The following is a 3,299-nucleotide window of genomic DNA, read 5'->3' as shown; positions in this document are numbered from 1 at the left end:
GGTGGGCGGCGCCGCGGGTGGAGCTCGCCGACGCGCTCTCCCGCGCCGGGCTGGAGGCGCGCGGCGCGCTGCTCGCGCAGGCGACCGCGGCCGCGTTCGCGACCGTGCCCTCCGCCGTGCGGGCCGCGGCCCGGTCCGCGCGGCGCCTGGGGCGCACCGAGGAGGCGGCCGCGCGCAGCCGCACGCTTGTGGCGCTCCGGTTCGACGACGCGCAGACGCGCGCCGCGCTGGCGCAGATCCTGGCCGACCGCGGCGACGTGGCCGGCGCGCAGGCGCTGCTCGAGGAGGCGCTGCGGCTCGATCCCTCCGACGTGTACCAGCGGCTGCGGCTCGCCGACCTGCTCGCGGCGAACGGGCGCGGCGAGGAGGCCGACCGCGCCTACGCCGCGGCGCTCGCGCTCGCGCCGGACGAGCCGGACGCGTGGGAGCGGCGCGGCCGCGCGCGCCTCTCGCAGGGACGGGTGAAGGACGCGCAGGCCGACCTGCAGCGCGCGCTGGAGCTGCGGCCGCAGAGCCCGGAGCTGAAGCTCCTGGTGCGCAGCCTCGAGCCGGCGCGCGAGCCGTTCGAGCGCCCCTACCTGCTCGACGCGCGCGAGCTGGCCGCGGCCGCCCCCGCGGCCGAGCCGGACGAGGACGCGCTGGTGCTGGGCGAGCTGAAGGTCACCCGGGTGCTGCCCTCGGGCCTCTCCTCCACGTACACGCAGTCCGTGGTGAAGGTGCTGACGCCCCGCGGCGCCGACCAGGCGCGCCGGCAGACCGTGTCCTGGGCGCCGGACCGGCAGGAGGTGCGCGTGGAGCGCGCGCGCATCCTGAAGCCGGACGGGACGGTGATCGAGGCGCACGACGAGTCCGAGCGGAGCGCGAGCGAGCCCTGGTACCGGCTCTACTACGACACCACCGCCCGCACGCTCTCGTTCCCGGCGCTCGCGCCCGGCGACGTGCTGGAGGTGGCCTGGCGCCTCGAGGACGTGGCCGGGGAGAACCTGCTCTCCGACTACTTCGGCGACCTCACCTTCGTGGACGACACCACCCGCAAGGCGCGCTTCGAGTACGTGCTGCTCGTCCCGGCGGCGCGCGCCATCCACGCCAGCGCGCCCGCCGGGATCGCGCACGCGCAGCGCACGCTGCCCGGCGACGTGGTGGAGCACCGCTGGTCCGCGCGCGACCTGCCCCGCGTCGTGCCCGAGCCCGGCATGCCGGGCTGGAGCGAGGTGTCGCGCCACGTCCACGTCTCCACCTACGCGAGCTGGGACCAGGTGGCCCGCTTCTACTGGGGGCTGGTGAAGGACGCGGTGCGCCCCACCGCCGAGGTGCGGGCCGAGGCGGAGCGGATCGCGGCCGAGGTGCTCCGGGCCCGGCGCGCCGACGGCACGCGCGTGGCGCGGGCGCAGGCCGCGGCGAGCACGCTGCCGCCGCCCGGCGGCTGGGACCTCGAGACGCAGCGCGCGCTCACCCGCGCCGTCTACGACTTCGTGGTCTCGCAGACCCGCTACGTGGGGCTGGAGTTCGGGATCCACGGCTACAAGCCGTACCGGGTGGACCAGGTGCTGCAGCGCCGCTTCGGCGACTGCAAGGACAAGGCGAGCCTGCTGCGCGCCATGCTGGAGTCGATCGGGATCGACGCGCGCCTGGTGCTCCTGCGCATGCGCCGGCTGGGCCGGCTCCCCGAGGCGCCCGCCTCCCTCGCGGTGTTCAACCACGCCATCGTGTACGTGCCGGCGCTCGACCTGTGGCTGGACGGCACGGCCGCCTACTCCGGCTCGGGCGACCTGCCCGGCGAGGACCGCGGCGCCACGGTGCTGGTGGTGAACCCGGACGGCAAGCCGCGCTTCACGACGGTGCCGGAGGCGCTCCCCGAGCAGAACCGCGGCGAGACGCGCTTCGACGTGGCGCTCGCCGCCGACGGCTCGGCCTCGGTCCGCGGCGCCTGGCGCGTCAGCGGCGCCGATGCGCCCACCTACCGCCGCGCCTACCTGGTGGAGGAGCAGCGGCGCGCGCAGCTCGAGCAGTCCTTCAACCGCAGCTTCCCCGGCGTGCGCGTCGCCTCGGTGACGGCCTCCGACCTCACCCGCCTCGAGGACGACGTCACCATGCAGTTCACGCTGGAGGTCCCCCGCTTCGCCCGGCCCGACGGCGCCGGCCTGCGCTTCTCGCCGTTCGGGGCCACGCGCGGCTGGGGCGAGAGCTGGGCCGCGCTCTCCTCGCGCCGGCACGACCTCGACCTGGGCAGCCCCAGCGAGACGGTGTTCACCTACCGGCACACGCTGCCGGCCGGCTGGCGGATCGCCGAGCTGCCCGACGGCGACGCCGCCCGGAGCCCCTACGCCAGCTTCGAGGTCCGCTACCGCCGCGACGGCGCGGCGCTGGTCGCGGAGGCGCGCGTGCGGCTGGAGAAGGGGCGCGTCCCGGCCCGCGACTACCCCGCGTTCCGCGAGCTGACCGGGCGCATCGACCGGGCCTTCGCGCGCAAGGTGCGCATCGAGCCTGCCGGGGAGGCCACCCGATGAGCCGCGCCGCGCGCCGGGCGTCGCCGAGGGTCCCCGGGGTCGCCGCCGGCCTGGCGGCGCTCGCGCTCGCCTGCGCCGGCCCGCGCGCCGAGCAGGCCGAGCCCGGGCGCGCCACGCGCGAAGGGCTGGCCGCGCTGGAGCAGAACGACGTCGCCCGCGCGGAGGCGCGGCTCGGGCCGGCCTCGCGGGTCCGCGACCCGTGGGCGCGCTTCGGCGCGTCGCTGCTCGCGCGGCGCGCGCTCGACGGCGAGGCGGAGGCGCAGCGGCTGCTCGCGACCGTGGAGGCGGGGCCGGACGAGCCCATCGCGCTCGTCGCGCTGCGCAGGCTCGCCGAGCTGGCCGAGCGGGGCCCGGCGCTCGCGGCCCAGGTGGACGCGGGCGTCCTGCGCCTCGGGGCGGGGGGCCGCCTGCGCGGGCTCGCCGCCTACCGGGCGCGGGTGGCGCGGGTGACCGCGGCGGAGGTGCTCGGCGATCACGAGGCCGCCGCCCAGGCCCGCCGCGAGAACGGCGCGGTCTCGGCCTGGTCCATCGCCGGGCCGTTCGCCGCGCACCACGCGCTCGACTTCGGCGCGCCCATCCCGCCCGATCGCGGCGAGCTGCCGGCCTCGGTGCCGGGGCGCGCCGGCGGGCCCGCGGTGCCGACCCGCGCGCTCCCCGCGCCCGACGGCACGGTCGCGCTCGACGGCGAGCCGGCGGCCGGCGACGTGTTCGCGCTCGCCGCCGACGTGGACCTGGCCCGCGGCGGCCGCTATCTCGTGACGCTCGGGACGCAGCTCTCGGCCCGCCTCGTCG

1 protein-coding gene and 1 pseudogene are annotated in these 3,299 nt (G+C 78.4%); both read left to right on the top strand.

Going from position 1 to position 3,299, the window contains the following annotated elements; translation table 11 throughout:
• Positions 1-2,507: DUF3857 domain-containing protein (locus tag PSR1_RS22500; protein ID WP_059439544.1), on the top strand; the 2,507-nt coding region annotated here is incomplete at its 5' end.
• Positions 2,504-3,299: pseudogene (locus PSR1_RS22495) on the top strand (hypothetical protein); the annotation flags it as partial. The gene PSR1_RS22500 and the pseudogene PSR1_RS22495, both read left to right, overlap by 4 nt.

It is taken from the genome of Anaeromyxobacter sp. PSR-1 (genome assembly GCF_000964525.1).
In the GTDB taxonomy this organism is placed as follows: Bacteria; Myxococcota; Myxococcia; order Myxococcales; family Anaeromyxobacteraceae; genus Anaeromyxobacter.
Note: the sequence above shows the minus strand (reverse complement) of the source record. Positions and strands in the feature narration are given on the sequence as shown.